Here is a 14,474-nt window from a genome sequence, read left to right as displayed (position 1 = left end):
TCCTTTTGATAAAGATAGCCAACTTCTGCTATAATATGGTGAAGGCTATTTATTATATTTTGCTATTTAAGGAACAGGAGTGTTAATATTGAATAATATAATTGGCATATTGATATCTATATTATTTGTATTTTTTATTATTGGACTATCCTCCTTACTGACTAAATTTAATATGCTATCCAATGAGGGCAGCAGAAAATTTATTCATGTAGGAGTTTCTAACTGGTGGATTATTGCTATGATTTTTTTTAATAGCAATATATATGCTGCTATTGTACCTGCACTTTTCGTTATTATAAACTATATCTCCTACAAAAAACAGGTATTTAAAGCCATGGAGAGGGACGGTTCTAAAAATGATCTAGGTACTGTGTACTTTGCCCTATCCTTATTGATTTTAGCTCTTATTACCTTTAAAAACAGTGAGTTCTCATATATTGGGGCTTTAGGCATATTGACTATGGGATATGGCGATGGTTTTGCTGCTATAGTTGGTATTAAATATGGAAAACATAAATTTAAAGTATTAGGGAATAGTAAAAGCCTTGAAGGAAGCGTAACTATGTTTTTATTTTCCTTTATGGTTTCCTTATCCGTACTTTATATATTTAATCCAATAAATATTATTTTATTTAGCTTAATATTAGCTTTAATAAGTACAATTTTGGAGGCCTTTTCTCCCTATGGATTGGACAATCTAACAGTACCCTTAGGTACTTCCTTACTGTATTACTTGCTTAATATATTACTATAAAATTAGGATGTGATTATATGTTAGACTTTATAATTGGACTAACCTCTTCTTTTTTAATAGCCTTTGCCGCTTATAAAAAATCCTCATTAAATAGAAGTGGTTTCCTGGCTGCAATAGTGCTGGGTACTGGGATTTACTATTTTGGCGGATTATGGTTTTCTGTTATAATGGTGGCTTTTTTTGTATCTTCTAGTATCCTAACTAAATTTAAAAACTATAATAAACAGAGCTTTGATAAGTTAAATGAGAAAGACGGAAATCGCGACTATATTCAGGTATTTGCTAATGGAGGAGTAGGATTGATATTTACATTTTTATATTACATTCATCCTAGCCCAGCATTTTTATTGGCCTATGCAGTATCCTTTGCTGAAGCTACTGCAGATACTTGGGCCTCTGAGATAGGTGTATTAAGTAAGAGTAAACCTCTATGCATATTAAATTTTAAGCCTCTAGAAAAAGGAATGTCCGGTGGTATAAGCATATTAGGTACAACCTTTGCCTTCTTAGGCGCCTCTTTCATTGCTTCAGTATACTTTATAGCTCACATTATTACATATAAGGATATAAAACAAGGGTTTATTTATTCTATATTATGTTTACTTATAGGTTTTGCAGGCTCTATCATAGATAGTATATTAGGTGCTTCAATTCAAGCTCAATATTATTGTGAAGCCTTAAAGACTACTACAGAAAAAAGAATGTATAATAATATTTCTAACAAGCTTATTAAAGGCTTCTCTTTTATAAACAATGATATGGTAAATTTTTCCAGTAATTTAATCTCTACATTGATAGTACTATTTATAATTTAATTGCAAAAAGCTTGATTCCACTTTACAGAATCAAGCTTTTTCATGCTTATGCTTTATTAATACTTATATACCAAACTTCTAACTAAATAGTATAAAAGTGCCATATGACATATTAGACCTATAGTAAGAAATAGAATAAAATTATTGCCATATAAAGCAGCCATAAAGCTTTTTTCCATCCAAAAATGAGGAACAAAAGCGCCAAACCAATGAAGTTTAGACTTTACAAAATAGGCTATGGCTGATGGTAATATAAATAAAGATAGGGCTTTAGAAAGTGCTAATCCCTCAACTTTATTAGATGCAAAGGTAGCTAAAATTATAGCTCCTATGGCACCTTCTAAAGATGCCAGCAAGGAAATTAACATGAATTTTAAAAAACTATACTTAACAAGATTAGAAAAAATCAGAAATAAATTTATTAGTATAAAGCACACTATTAAAGAAGATATTAATCTATATTTTAAATAGCCTGATTTTGTTAAAGGGGTTATAGCAAAGTAGCTTAACATTTCCTCATCTTTATCATCAAGTAATATAAATCCTTCTATAATACTCACCATCATAGGAATCACCATTAAAAATAACAATGCTATGAAGTCATAATAAGGATATATGTCAAAGCTAAGTTTTTCAAGCACCATATTCCTAATAGCAGGTATCCCAAACCTAGCTAATAGAGTCAACATTATTGGAGCTATTATAATTGGTAATAGCATTGAATCTCTTCTTATATTTTTCATATCATTTAAAGCTAAAACCATTATTTTTTTCATTTTCCCCCTCCTATTCTTGTAACAATAAATCTATTAAACCAAGCCCTTGCCCATAAGAATGCAAAAATAATCCAGGCTCCTAAATTTACAATAGATAAAATTACTTGAATATTATTAGTACCTAAAAAAGAACCATATATCAAATTTAAGGATGCTTTAGCAGGAAAAAAATTAAAAATAGGTGAATTGTATATTTTCAAAAACTCTAACATAGGTAATATTAAGATTGATATTAGGGGTGAGCTTATAAGGTACTCATTTATAGTATTAGTTCTTGATACCAAAATGAAGCCCATCAACGTAAAGAATGCAGAAGTTAATAATACTCCTAACATAAATAACACTATATTAAAGCTAAAGCCATTTATAGAAAAAGCTATAGCAAAGCTGCTTATAACAGATATTAGAGCAAAGGATACTACCTTAGAAATCAAATACTCCTCTTCCCTTAAAGGCGATACGAAGATGCTTTGATATATATTCTGATTTTTTTCAAGCAGCACTACCCCTCCAATAAAAAAGAAACCTAACACTGAAGGATCAGAAAAGATTATGGTAGTGGCTATAAAGCTCCTAAAGGAGGGTTCTACAATTCTTAATAATATAATATAGAGCAAAGTTACTACTATATAGATTTGATAAAATCCATGCTTCACTTGAAATTTGATGTCATTTTTTATTAGGGAGAGTAATCTCATGATAAGCTCCTCCCCGTTACTTTAATAAATATATCTTCTAAGGTAGCTTCTTGAGTATGAAGGGTTTGCAGAGGTTTATTTCTCAATATATCTAAAAATTCTTTATTTTCTCCTATGCCCTCTAAGGAAAATTCTCTGCTGATCAGTACATCTTCCTCTTTATATTCTGCTATCAATCTCTTATTACCATATCTAATTTTTAGTTCTCTTGGGGAGTCTATTATGGGAATCTCTCCTTTGACTATAAAGGCTACTTTATCACAAAGCTCTTCAGCTATATTCATGTTGTGAGTGGTTAAAAATATGGTTTTTCCCTGCTCCTTCATCTTTAAAATATAATCCTTAACCCTTTTAGAATTTACTGGATCCAGTCCAGAGGTAGGCTCGTCTAAGAATACTACCTTAGGATTATTTAAAAAGGCTCTACAAAAATTTAATCTCATTTTCATGCCTTTAGAAAAGTCGGAAACCTTTGTTGCTGCATTCTCCTCCAATCCTACAGACTTTAGCAATTCTATTGGATTAAGAGTGGGCGTAGAATAAAGGGATTTAAAAAACATCATATTTTCTAAGGCTGTGAACTTTGTATAGAGATTAGGAAGCTCAAAGCCTACTCCTATATGCTCATAATAATCTTTTTTTATATCTCTTAGTTCCCTATTCATCACCTTTACACTGCCTTCATAGCGCTTTAATATTCCGATTAAAATCTTCTGAGTAGTACTCTTTCCAGCTCCTGAAGGTCCTAAAAATCCAAATATTTCACCAGGTTCTGCCGAAAAGCTTATATTTTTTATAGTTTCTTCCTTTCCATTATAAGAAAATCTCAATTTATTAACCTCTATCATTATTCTCCCCCCATTACTTACTCTAAAATAAGCTGCTCGCACAAAGCCTCTATATAAAAACTAATAGTCTCTTCATATATCTCCTCTCCTATTTCTTTCTTATGTAAGGACATTATAAAAAGGGTTCTTATGGAGCTTATTATTATCTCTGCTGGTATTTTTTTCATTATACCTTGACTCTGCCAATATTCAATTAAGGGCAGCATCTCCTTGGAATCATTCTGTAAGTGCTGCTTTACTTTTTCTTCAGATAGTTTTCTTACGAGATTTTCATATTCTTCTTTTATCAATAAGGTTTTAATCAATGGACTCTCTATGGCTTTAAAAGCCTCCTTTAAAAATAGCTTAAATACTTCCTTTGTTAGCTTCTTATTTAATAGCTGTTCATCTATAAGGCTTCCTCTTATTTTTTCTTCTTCTATCTGTAATATTTCAAAATACAAATCCTCTTTAGAATCAAAAAATATATAAAAGGAACCCTGAGCAATGCCTACAGCTCTGGTAATATCAGCTATACTGGTTTTCTTTAACCCATAGCTTAAAAATAGTTCCCTTCCTTTTTCAATTAAAGCTTGTCTTATAATTTCTTTTTCTCTATCATTAAAAGCCCTTGTCACATTATTCCTCCTTACACTTTATAGGTTTAAAATTTACAATTTTACGAACCTATGAATAAATATTTTTTATGTTCATAAATTCATGATTTAAGTGTACTATATTATAAATCCATTGTCAATGTTTGGTTTAAAAGCTACTATTAATACAAAAAGTAGTTTTAATCTTATTAAAAAAATAGCCAATCTAAAGTAAATTTTAAACTAATCTTACTTTAGATTGGCCTTGATTTTAATCTAGCTTATTAATGCATTTTCTTTTAAAAATTCTTCAGCTACTTTTCTTGGATCTTCATTTAGCTTATCCACCCTATAGTTTAATTCCCTCATGGTATTATCATCTAACTTTCCTGATAATTTATTTATAACCTCTCCTAACTCAGGATACTTTTTCAAGATCTCTCCCTTGATCATTGGCACTGCATGATAAGGAGGAAAAAAGTTTTTATCGTCTTTTAGGACTTTTAAGTCAAAAGCTTTTAATAATCCATCTGTAGAAAAAGCGTCAATCACATCGCTGCTATTATTATTAATGGAAGTATACCTTAATCCTCCATCCACAGTTTTGACTTCCTTAAAATTCATATTATAAGAACTCTTTAAACCCTTGTATCCATCTTCTCTATTAGTAAATTCAATAGTAGAACCTAGCACAAGGTCAGGGCTAAAGTTAGCTAAATCAGAAAAACTATTTATATTATTTTTCTCTGCCACATCTTTTTTCATAGCTAAGGTATAAGTATTATTGAAGCCCAGAGGATTTAGTACCTCAATATTAAATTTATCTTTAAACTCCTCCTTTACCTTATCATAAGCTTTATCCGAATCTTTTATTGCTTCTTCGTTTAATATATTCACTAGACCTGTCCCTGTATATTCCACATAAACATCTAATTCTCCAGATTTTATAGCATTAAAAGTTACTAGAGTTCCTCCTAAATTTAATTTTCTATCTACTTTTAAATCTGTATTCTTTTCTATCAATGTAGATATCATATGCCCTAAAATCAACTGTTCATTAAAATTCTTGGAACCCACAACGATTTTATCTTTCTTATTAATAAAGGATCCAATACTAGTAGCTAACACTATAATAGTTAAGGTGGCTAAAGAATATTTTATAAATATGCTTCTAAATTTACTATTTTTCTTTTCTCCTGAATTCTTTGAAGCCTTAATACCTTTAGGTGTTACCATTTCTTCTATTTTACTTATTATCCAGTCCATCAGTAGTGCTAGTAAGCAAGCAGGTATGGCTCCTGCTAATATCATATAATTATTTACTGTTTGAACCCCTGAAAATACCATATAGCCTAGGCCTCCAGCTCCAATAAAAGCTGCGATGGTCATTAATCCTACCGCTGTAACTGCTGAAATTCTTATACCTGTCATTATTATAGGCAAGGCCAAGGGGATTTCAACCCTAAGGAGCATTTCTCCTTTAGTCATTCCCATAGCCTTGGCAGCTTCTATCATATCCCCATTTATATTGCTTATACCTGTATAAGTATTCTTAAGTATAGGCAGCAGGGAATATAATAAAACCATGGCAATGGCTGGCTTGCTTCCAATACCTAATAAAGGAATTAAAAATCCTAATAGAGCTAAGCTTGGAATTGCTTGGACAACATTGGCAAAACCTATTATAGGTGATGCCAATTTCTTTTTTCTAGTTATTACTATGCCAAGAGGCACTCCTATGACAATAGCTAAAACCACTGCTAAAAATGTCAATTGAATATGTTCTAATATTAATTCAATTATTTGAGTTTTTCTCTCTATTACAAAATTAAAAAAATCTGTTAATGCCTTCATAAATTACACCTCCTGTAAATATTGATTGCTTAATACTGAAAGAAGACTGCTTTTAGTAATCAAGCCTTTTAGAGTAGAGTTATCATCTACTACAGGTATATAACCTATGCTCTCCTTGTTCATTCTATTTAAAACCTCTAAGATTGAATCTTCTTCATTTACAGTGATAAGCTGCCTTTCCATTATATCCTTTAGCTTTATATTATAATTAGAATCTTTTCTTATATCTTTTAAGGTTATAATCCCTTCTAAGGTATTTCTTTTATCTACTATAAGCAGACTATCTACTTTTTTCTGTCTCATAATTTCTATTCCTTGAAGAGAGCTTCTAATTCCATTAGTGGTAACAGGATCCTTTATCATGATATCTCTAGCCTTTATATATTCCGGATTGCTCCATATTCTATTTTTTCCTATAAATTCTTCAACAAACTCCCCATTAGGATTTCTTAATAGATTTTCTGGAGCATCATATTGCAATATATCTCCCTGCTGCATAATACAAATTCTATCCCCTAATTTAAGAGCCTCGTCCATATCATGGGTGACAAATACTATAGTTTTCTTAAATTCTTGCTGTAAGCTATATAACTCATCCTGAAGCTGATTCCTAGTAATAGGATCTAATGCACTAAAAGGCTCATCCATCAAAATAATTTCTGGATTAGTAGCAAAGGCTCTAGCCACACCAATTCTTTGCTGCTGTCCTCCACTCAGTTCACTAGGATATCTATCTATATATTCTTCTGGATTCATACCTACCATAGCAAGCAGCTCTATTACTCTTTCCTCTATTTTCTCCTTGCTCCACTTTTTCAAACTAGGTACTAATCCTATATTTTCTCTTACAGTCATATGAGGAAATAATCCTGTTTGCTGTATAACATAACCTATATTTCTTCTAAGTTCTATGGTGTTCAGGCTTGATATATCTTTGCCATCTATTAAAATACTTCCTTCACTAGGTTCAATTAGCTTATTAATCATTTTTAAGGAAGTGGTCTTTCCACAGCCGCTAGGTCCTATTAAAACTACTAATTCTCCTTTTGCAATTTTAAAATTTATATTTTTTAAGATAGTTTTATTTTGAAACTTTTTTTGTATGTTAATAAATTCTATCATAATAAACCTCCTTAAACAAAAGTAACAACTTAATTATATCATAAAGTTGTTACTTTTGTTTTTTATGAAAAGGTTTTATATTTTAAATATTATGTAAATATAATGTTAGCTTAAAATGATAAAGCCGCTTTAAAGCGGCTTTATCGAGTTTAAAATTGTAAATATTCTTTTAATAATTTAAAAAACTATATACTTTATCATATACATCACTACTACCTATAACTACAATTATATCCCCAGGTTGGAATATGTAATCTGGTCCTGGAGATACCACTATATCTTTTTCTCTTCTATAAGCTATTATAGTAGCACCAGTATACTGCCAAAACTTAACCTCATTTACCTTTTTGTTAGCAACCTTGCTGTTTTCCTTAATATCTATTTCTATAAGTGTGAAGGGCGATATACTATTGAACCTTTCAATAAAATCAGAAATTTTATTGAAATTTTCTTCTAATTCTTTATCTAATTTCTTTTTCTGTTCTAATATTTCGAATATATTTTCTTTCACCGTATTTACATATTCATTATTTTTATTCTTTTCTATAAATCTCTCCGCTGAAGATATGGATAGGATGTTTATTCCGCTACCCAAATTAGCAGATACAACCTTCATCTCTTCTAATAACGCTATAGCTCTTCTTATGGTTTCTGGAGAAACCTTATATATTCCTGCTAAGGTGGACCTTCCACTGATCCTCTCCCCAGGCTTTAACTCCCCTCTTACTATTTTATTTGCAATGTCCAAAGCAATATTTTTATAAATTGGCTCATTGCTATTTTTCATTATAATCCCTCCATAACTTTGAATCTTTATTCAATTAAAATTTATTATTCTTACCTAAACTAAAATCAAGGCTTCTCTCCAATTATACATGAAAACATTGTTATTATGAATATATAGCTTAATAAGTTTTTGTATCTTTCTACTAAAAAATAATAAGAAAAAACATAGAAAAAATTATAAATATCACCGATAATTCTTATAAAGGGGGAGATGCATTATGTGTCAAAAAATAAATACCTTTAAAAAAACTATAATAAAAGATATAAGTTTAAATTACCTGCTTTATCTTCCTAAAAATTATAATGAAGATGATAAATTTCCATTAGTAATATTTCTTCATGGGGCTGGAGAAAGAGGAGAAGATTTAAAACTAGTAAAAATCCATGGCATACCTAAATTAATTGCCGGGGGCAAGAATTTCCCATTTATAGCTATTTCTCCACAATGTCCTACGGATTCTTGGTGGACTGAACGTACACAAGATTTAAACCTGCTTATAGATGAAATCTTATCAAATTATGCCATAGATAAGAATAGAGTGTACCTAACTGGTATAAGCATGGGCGGCTATGGTACTTGGAAATTAGCTTCTGAACATCCAGAGAAATTTGCTGCCATTTTGCCCATATGCGGTGGTCCTTGGAACGTATGCTTTAAAGAAAAGCTCCCTAAATTAAAAGAACTTCCTATTTGGACCTTTCACGGAGCAAAAGACGAAACTGTTCCAATTCAGGGCACAGAATTTATAGTGAATTCCTTAAAGGAATTAGGTAATGAAGCTAGATTCACAATTTATCCTGAGGCAGGACATGATTCTTGGAGTGAAACTTATGAAAATCCAGAAATTTATGAATGGCTATTAAGCCAAAGCCGTGGCTAAGCATTAGCCACACTTTATAAATCCCTAACTTTTTCGCATCATCAGAGGAGAAAAAATTTCCTTCATTGTGCATTCAAAAAGACGACTTTCGTCGTCAGACTGTTGATAAACATTTTATGGGAATACCCGCTGTGGCGGGTATTTTTTCTTTGCAAAAAGGATTTTTAACTTCGGTGTAGAATATTATACTAATAGGATAGTATGAGGTGATAAAGCATGATTAAAGAAAATAATTCTGCACAGCAGAAACTAGAATTAGTATATATTGAAAACTTGGTTCCACAAAATCATTTGTTACGAAAGATTGATAAATGCATTGATTTCTCGTTTATTAGAGAATTAACAAAGGAGTATTACTGTCTTGATAATGGCAGACCAGCTATTGACCCGATAGTTCTTTTTAAGATGCTACTGATAGGTTACATATTTGGAATAAGATCAGAAAGAAGACTTGTAGAAGAAATTGAAGTTAATATAGCGTATAGATGGTTTTTGGGTTTCTCGTTATCAGAAAAGATTCCAGATCATTCAACCATTAGCAAAAATAGAACTAAGCGCTTTAGCGAATCAGATGTATACCAGAAGATATTTGATAAAATAGTGGACATTGCTATTGAGAAAAAACTGGTAAGTGGCAAGATACTTTATACAGATTCTACACATATAAAGGCAAATGCCAATAAGAATAAATTCACCAATGAAGAAATAACTGCATCAACCAAAGATTATCTAAATGATCTTGATGATGCAGTAAATAAGTCAAGAGAAGACCATGGTCAGACACCTCTAAAAAAAAAGCTTCCAGATAAAATAGAGAAGAATAGAAAAGTAAGTACAACTGATCCAGATAGCGGATTTATGACAAGAGATGGAAAGCCAAAAGGGTTCTTTTACCTTGAGCATAGAACTGTTGATGGTAGGTATAACATTATCCTTGATAGCTACGTAACCCCTGGAAATATCAATGATGACGAACCTTATGTGGATAGAGTTGACACAATAATAGACAAATTTAAGTTTGATACTAAGTATGCAGTAGCTGATGCAGGATATTCAACAGCTCCAACTATAAAGAAACTCTCAGAAAAAAGTTATCAGGCAGTGTTAGGTTTTAGAATGGGACCACATGTAAAAGGCAAATTTACTAAACTAAGATTTCAGTATGTACCTGAACATGATCTATATGTTTGTCCAGGTGCAGCACCATTGCGTTATAAGACAACAACAAGACAAGGATATAAAGAATATGTAAGTGATAAGTTCTACTGTGATAATTGTTCGTTACGAGAAAAGTGCTTGACATCAGATAAAGCTGATGTCAGGACAATTAGACGGCATGTATGGGAGGAGTTAAAGGAAAAGGTTTTTGACTTTCTTAGATCTGATAAAGGTAACGGTATCTATAAACGTAGAAAGGAAACTATTTAGCGAAGCGCTGCAGAGTCAAACGAACTGCATGGGCTTCGCTACGCTCGCTTCCGCGGATTACCCAAAGTTAGTGAACAGTGCCTACTAACATCAGTAGCACAGAATATAAAGAAGATTGCATTGGTGTTATCACGCCAATGCTCGTACTCTTAGGAGAGAAAATACCAATTTTTACGTGAGTTTTTCACCTACCCACGCCCACAGTATGGATTTTTTTGATGTTAAAAAACCTCATCAGGATTTTCATAAAATCCGATGGGGTTTTTCAACATCCTGACGACTTTCGTCGTCTTTTTCTTATTATTTCAATTTATTCTTAGTAAGCCATTCATTATATTTTTCATATAACTCAACTGAGTTTTCGTGGCCTGCAAAAGCTTTAGTTCCAGGCTTATTCATTAATCCAAGATATTGATAAATCAGTATATTATCTACATAATCACATACGGAGGCTAATTGCTTTTCTACCCTTGCAAAGTCTGCTGGGATAAGTGGTCTTTGATAAGCCCCACCTTCAAATTCAAAAACTTCCACATCAGCCCATAGCTTAGCTCTACCTGCTTTATCATGAGCTTTTTTCAAGCCTTCAAAATATCTTCTAGTTTCATCTGTAGTACTTTTCATAACTCCTACTTCATCTTGATAAGCAATGAAGTCTACATCTATTTGCTCTAATTGTCCTATGTATTTTTCATCAGGTATGACTACTTTTGTACCATAGGGTGCAATAAGAGTTTTAGCATGAGGCATCAATCTTCTTACTTCTTTAGCACTGGAATTTACATAATCAATAAACACATCACCAAAGTATTGATAAACATAAGCTTCATCTGGCCAATACCATCCATAAAAACTCTTATGATGCCCAAACTTTTCAGCTACTTCATTTATAGCACTTAATCTAATTTTTTTAATTTCATTGCTTGTAAAAGCTTCCATAGTCTTAGTCCAATCACCGAAGAAGCCTCCGCTTACAAAAACCTTCAGATCATGCTTATCACATGCCTTTAGTAAAGTTTCTAAAGGCTCTTTACAGTTAAGCTTTGCCTTTGGTAATAAAGAACTAGTATAATAAGTTTCATTATCTAGAGCAATAGCAAGAAGCACTAAATACTCCATACCTAGTCCTTTTATTTCTTTTACTTTTTCCTCCCATTGCTCTTCAGTGAAATCTTTACATTGGGGGTTCCAGTATACCCCTTCTTTTTTATTATGGTGCTGAAATTCAATCCAGCTCCCTGATATTTTTTTCATATAACCTCTCACCTTCCCATATTATATATTTAATGCTGCTATTATGGATTTAATGCTATATAGCAGGCACCATATATTCCGGCATCATTTTGTAATTTAGCTTGTACTATATTTGTATGCTCTGCATAAGATTTCATAGCTGTATTTTTAAATCTAAGATTTAACTCTTTAAAGAATTCTTCTCCCTGAGCAGATATACCGCCGCCCACTACAATGACTCCTGGATCTAATATATGAGTTATGCTTACTAAACCAGTAGCCACATGGTTTAAAAACTTATCATAAACCTTACATGCAAGTTCCTCTCCAGCATGAACCTTTTGCATTATGGTTTCACCACTTACTTCCTTTGCCTCTTCCTCCTTTAAATGAGCTTCTTTTATATAGGCCCTTACAAAGGCTGAAGTAGATGCATATCTCTCATAGCAGCCTACGCAGCCACAATTGCACTTATCTCCATCTTCTACAGTAATCATATGACCTAATTCCCCAGCACCACCACCGATGCCTTTATATAATTTTCTATTTATTACTATAGCTCCACCAACCCCTGTGCCTAGAGTAATACACACGAAATTATCCTTTCCTTCTGCAGCGCCCTTCCAAAGCTCACCTAAAGCAGCTGCATTTACATCGTTTTCAACATATACATTGATATTCAATTCTTTGCCTATTACTTCACTTAGCTTTGCTCCTGTATATCCTGGTAAATTTCCTGAAGCAAAGACTATTTCACCCTTGACGCTATCCACTTGTCCAGCAGTACTTATGCCCATAGCATCTATTTTAAAATTATTTTGAAGCTCTTTTGTCTTTTCAATAATTATCTGAGGAATTGCATCCTTACAATTTTCCTTTGGAGAAACAAATTTATTTTTAAATAATATTTCCCCTTCTGAATTAATGACTGCATATTTTATAAAAGTTCCTCCTACGTCAAAACAAGCAATATTTTTCATAAAATAACTCCCTTCTTTAATCTTAGGATGCCTCTATTACATCCTTAAATCTTCTTGTAATTTCTCTTGGTCTAGTGATAGCAGTTCCCACCACTACTGCATGAGCACCTATTTCAAGTGCCTTTTTCGCCTCTTCTGGTGTCCATATTCTACCTTCCGCAATAACAGGAACAGTTACTTCCTTTACTAACCTTTCTAATAATTCAAAATCAGGATTATCTAATTTCTTACTATAAGGGGTATATCCTGATAAGGTTGTAGATACTATATCAAAGCCAAGTTTAAAAGCTCTTATTCCTTCTTCATAAGTTGATACATCTGCCATTAGGATTAGACCATGATACTTTTCTCTTATTTCTTTCATAAAAGCCTCTAAGCTTTTTCCATTAGGTCTTGTCCTATCAGTTGCATCTAGTGCTATTATATCTGAACCAGCCCTAACTAGTTCATCAATTTCTTGTATAGTAGGTGTTATATAGATATCACTATCTTCGTATACTTTTTTAACTATTCCTATAACAGGTAAATCCACTGCCTTTTTTATTTCAACTATATCCTCATAACTATTAGCTCTTATACCTGTTGCTCCTCCCTGCTTTGCGGCAAAAGCCATTTTGCTCATGATAAAAGAAGAATGCAGAGGTTCATCTTCTAAAGCTTGGCAAGATACAATTAACCCTTTCTCTATTAACTCTATTACATTTCTCATGAAATTGACCCCCTAATATTAATTATATAATAATTTTAATTTTATACTAGCATAAAATATATTAGCTTTCTTTGCGTTTCTTCTACTTTTATGTTCATATATTATATGTTTTATAGGAGGCTATGAAAAACATAGGTGTTCTTTTTCACGGGCCGCTCGTGGAGTTCCACGCGCGGTGTAGGGAAACCTATAGAACACCTTTTTTCACAACCTCCTATAAATTAGAGCATTAGATTAATTGAAAACGTACTTTTTTTATAATTTATTAAACAATATGCATAGATATAATAAATTAATGATGTTATGATTAATTTATAAACTTTTCAATCTTAAATGAGGAAGGCGATAAAATGTTATTTACTAAAGGCATGAAAATACTCTTTATAGGAGATAGTTTAACAGATGCAGGTGCTTCCTACGGCAGCCCTGATGATATAGGTGCTGGATATGTAAGATATATAAGGGATTATATGTATAGTAAATATCCTGAGCTAGAGCTAGACTTTATAAACAAAGGTATCAGCGGTCATAGATCTAGCGATTTGATTAATAGATGGGAAAAGGATGTATTAGATATAAAGCCAGATTTCTTGAGCATATTAATCGGAACCAATGATGTTTGGCGACAATTTGATAATCTTGTACTTGACGTGGTAGATGCAGATATGTTTGAAGAAAATCTAAGATATATGGTAACTAGCGCTAAAAATGTTGGTATAGAAAAAATATTAATAGGTGAAATACCTCCAGTAGAAAAAGGGTTTACTTCTACCTACGATTGTTCTTTAGCACTAGAGAATGAAGGCAATTTAATGATTGCTGAATATAATAAAAGAGTTCATAAAATTGCAGCAGAGTTTAATCTATATATTTGTCCATTACATAAAATATTTAGTGACAACATGAATAAGGCTAGTAATATAAAATATACTTATGATGGCGTGCATCCTAGCAGTACAGGAATCATGACCTATGCCATAAGTGTTATAAATTCTTTAAGCTTATAAGAAGCATT

The 14,474-nt window shown here is 32.0% G+C and carries 14 protein-coding genes and 1 pseudogene; 5 read left to right on the top strand and 10 right to left on the bottom strand.

What is annotated here, in order from left to right:
* Positions 1 to 88 precede the first annotated feature (88 nt).
* Both BN2665_RS22380 and BN2665_RS22375 read left to right on the top strand, forming a co-directional pair.
* Positions 89 to 754 (top strand): diacylglycerol/polyprenol kinase family protein, encoded by a 666-nt coding sequence (locus BN2665_RS22380; RefSeq protein WP_055669312.1) that lies wholly within the window; start codon positions 89 to 91, stop codon positions 752 to 754.
* Between the two features lie 17 nt (positions 755 to 771).
* Positions 772 to 1,569 carry a DUF92 domain-containing protein gene (locus BN2665_RS22375; RefSeq protein ID WP_055669311.1) on the top strand — a complete coding sequence of 266 codons (798 nt, stop codon included), beginning with the start codon at positions 772 to 774 and terminating at the stop codon, positions 1,567 to 1,569.
* Between the two features lie 56 nt (positions 1,570 to 1,625).
* Here the strand turns inward: BN2665_RS22375 and BN2665_RS22370 are convergent, their stop codons facing one another.
* From BN2665_RS22370 to BN2665_RS22340, 7 genes are all read right to left on the bottom strand, one after another.
* Positions 1,626 to 2,345 (bottom strand): hypothetical protein, encoded by a 720-nt coding sequence (locus BN2665_RS22370; protein WP_055669310.1) that lies wholly within the window; start codon positions 2,343 to 2,345, stop codon positions 1,626 to 1,628.
* On the bottom strand, positions 2,342 to 3,043 hold the full coding sequence (locus tag BN2665_RS22365) for a fluoroquinolone export ABC transporter permease subunit (protein WP_055669309.1): 702 nt from the start codon (positions 3,041 to 3,043) through the stop codon (positions 2,342 to 2,344). The genes BN2665_RS22370 and BN2665_RS22365 overlap by 4 nt, the downstream gene beginning before the upstream one ends.
* Entirely contained in the window at positions 3,040 to 3,891 is an 852-nt protein-coding gene (locus BN2665_RS22360; RefSeq protein ID WP_055669308.1) for an ABC transporter ATP-binding protein, read from the bottom strand. Before BN2665_RS22360 ends, BN2665_RS22365 begins: the two co-directional genes overlap by 4 nt.
* A 17-nt stretch (positions 3,892 to 3,908) precedes the next feature.
* Positions 3,909 to 4,508 carry a TetR/AcrR family transcriptional regulator gene (locus tag BN2665_RS22355; RefSeq protein ID WP_055669307.1) on the bottom strand — a complete coding sequence of 200 codons (600 nt, stop codon included), beginning with the start codon at positions 4,506 to 4,508 and terminating at the stop codon, positions 3,909 to 3,911.
* A gap of 234 nt (positions 4,509 to 4,742) precedes the next feature.
* Positions 4,743 to 6,320, bottom strand: coding sequence for an ABC transporter permease/substrate-binding protein (locus tag BN2665_RS22350; protein WP_055669306.1), 1,578 nt, complete (start codon positions 6,318 to 6,320; stop codon positions 4,743 to 4,745).
* Between the two features lie 3 nt (positions 6,321 to 6,323).
* Positions 6,324 to 7,442, bottom strand: coding sequence for a betaine/proline/choline family ABC transporter ATP-binding protein (locus BN2665_RS22345; protein WP_055669305.1), 1,119 nt, complete (start codon positions 7,440 to 7,442; stop codon positions 6,324 to 6,326).
* 169 nt (positions 7,443 to 7,611) lie between these two features.
* Entirely contained in the window at positions 7,612 to 8,229 is a 618-nt protein-coding gene (locus BN2665_RS22340) for a GntR family transcriptional regulator (RefSeq protein ID WP_055669304.1), read from the bottom strand.
* Positions 8,230 to 8,446: 217 nt separating this feature from the next.
* Between BN2665_RS22340 and BN2665_RS22335 the strand changes: the two genes are divergently transcribed.
* Both BN2665_RS22335 and BN2665_RS22330 read left to right on the top strand, forming a co-directional pair.
* Positions 8,447 to 9,109 (top strand): carboxylesterase family protein, encoded by a 663-nt coding sequence (locus BN2665_RS22335; RefSeq protein ID WP_055669303.1) that lies wholly within the window; start codon positions 8,447 to 8,449, stop codon positions 9,107 to 9,109.
* A 216-nt stretch (positions 9,110 to 9,325) separates the two neighbouring features.
* Positions 9,326 to 10,690, top strand: a pseudogene (locus BN2665_RS22330) (IS1182 family transposase).
* A gap of 147 nt (positions 10,691 to 10,837) precedes the next feature.
* Here the strand turns inward: BN2665_RS22330 and BN2665_RS22325 are convergent.
* Genes BN2665_RS22325 through BN2665_RS22315 form a run of 3 tightly spaced genes read right to left on the bottom strand, consistent with a single transcriptional unit; the run spans position 10,838 to position 13,459 of the window.
* Positions 10,838 to 11,791: a DUF4434 domain-containing protein gene (locus BN2665_RS22325; protein WP_055669302.1), complete on the bottom strand. Its 954-nt coding sequence runs from the start codon at positions 11,789 to 11,791 to the stop codon at positions 10,838 to 10,840.
* Positions 11,792 to 11,832: 41 nt separating this feature from the next.
* A complete protein-coding gene (locus tag BN2665_RS22320; RefSeq protein WP_055669301.1) occupies positions 11,833 to 12,750 on the bottom strand; it encodes an ROK family protein in 918 nt (305 codons plus the stop codon).
* A 22-nt stretch (positions 12,751 to 12,772) separates the two neighbouring features.
* Positions 12,773 to 13,459: an N-acetylmannosamine-6-phosphate 2-epimerase gene (locus BN2665_RS22315; protein ID WP_055669300.1), complete on the bottom strand. Its 687-nt coding sequence runs from the start codon at positions 13,457 to 13,459 to the stop codon at positions 12,773 to 12,775.
* A 350-nt stretch (positions 13,460 to 13,809) separates the two neighbouring features.
* Between BN2665_RS22315 and BN2665_RS22310 the strand changes: the two genes are divergently transcribed.
* Positions 13,810 to 14,466 (top strand): SGNH/GDSL hydrolase family protein, encoded by a 657-nt coding sequence (locus tag BN2665_RS22310; protein WP_055669299.1) that lies wholly within the window; start codon positions 13,810 to 13,812, stop codon positions 14,464 to 14,466.
* Positions 14,467 to 14,474: the final 8 nt, after the last annotated feature.

This window comes from Desnuesiella massiliensis (assembly GCF_001403615.1).
Taxonomy (GTDB): Bacteria; Bacillota; Clostridia; order Clostridiales; family Clostridiaceae; genus Desnuesiella; species Desnuesiella massiliensis.
This window is presented reverse-complemented; position numbering and strand designations above follow the sequence as displayed.

Coding starts and splice junctions, on each gene's coding strand:
- BN2665_RS22375 (WP_055669311.1), top strand. CDS start 772: ATGTTAGACTTTATAATTGGACTAACCTCTTCTTTTTTAATAGCCTTT.
- BN2665_RS22370 (WP_055669310.1), bottom strand. CDS start 2,345: ATGAAAAAAATAATGGTTTTAGCTTTAAATGATATGAAAAATATAAGA.
- BN2665_RS22365 (WP_055669309.1), bottom strand. CDS start 3,043: ATGAGATTACTCTCCCTAATAAAAAATGACATCAAATTTCAAGTGAAG.
- BN2665_RS22360 (WP_055669308.1), bottom strand. CDS start 3,891: ATGATAGAGGTTAATAAATTGAGATTTTCTTATAATGGAAAGGAAGAA.
- BN2665_RS22350 (WP_055669306.1), bottom strand. CDS start 6,320: ATGAAGGCATTAACAGATTTTTTTAATTTTGTAATAGAGAGAAAAACT.
- BN2665_RS22345 (WP_055669305.1), bottom strand. CDS start 7,442: ATGATAGAATTTATTAACATACAAAAAAAGTTTCAAAATAAAACTATC.
- BN2665_RS22340 (WP_055669304.1), bottom strand. CDS start 8,229: ATGAAAAATAGCAATGAGCCAATTTATAAAAATATTGCTTTGGACATT.
- BN2665_RS22335 (WP_055669303.1), top strand. CDS start 8,447: ATGTGTCAAAAAATAAATACCTTTAAAAAAACTATAATAAAAGATATA.
- BN2665_RS22325 (WP_055669302.1), bottom strand. CDS start 11,791: ATGAAAAAAATATCAGGGAGCTGGATTGAATTTCAGCACCATAATAAA.
- BN2665_RS22320 (WP_055669301.1), bottom strand. CDS start 12,750: ATGAAAAATATTGCTTGTTTTGACGTAGGAGGAACTTTTATAAAATAT.
- BN2665_RS22315 (WP_055669300.1), bottom strand. CDS start 13,459: ATGAGAAATGTAATAGAGTTAATAGAGAAAGGGTTAATTGTATCTTGC.
- BN2665_RS22310 (WP_055669299.1), top strand. CDS start 13,810: ATGTTATTTACTAAAGGCATGAAAATACTCTTTATAGGAGATAGTTTA.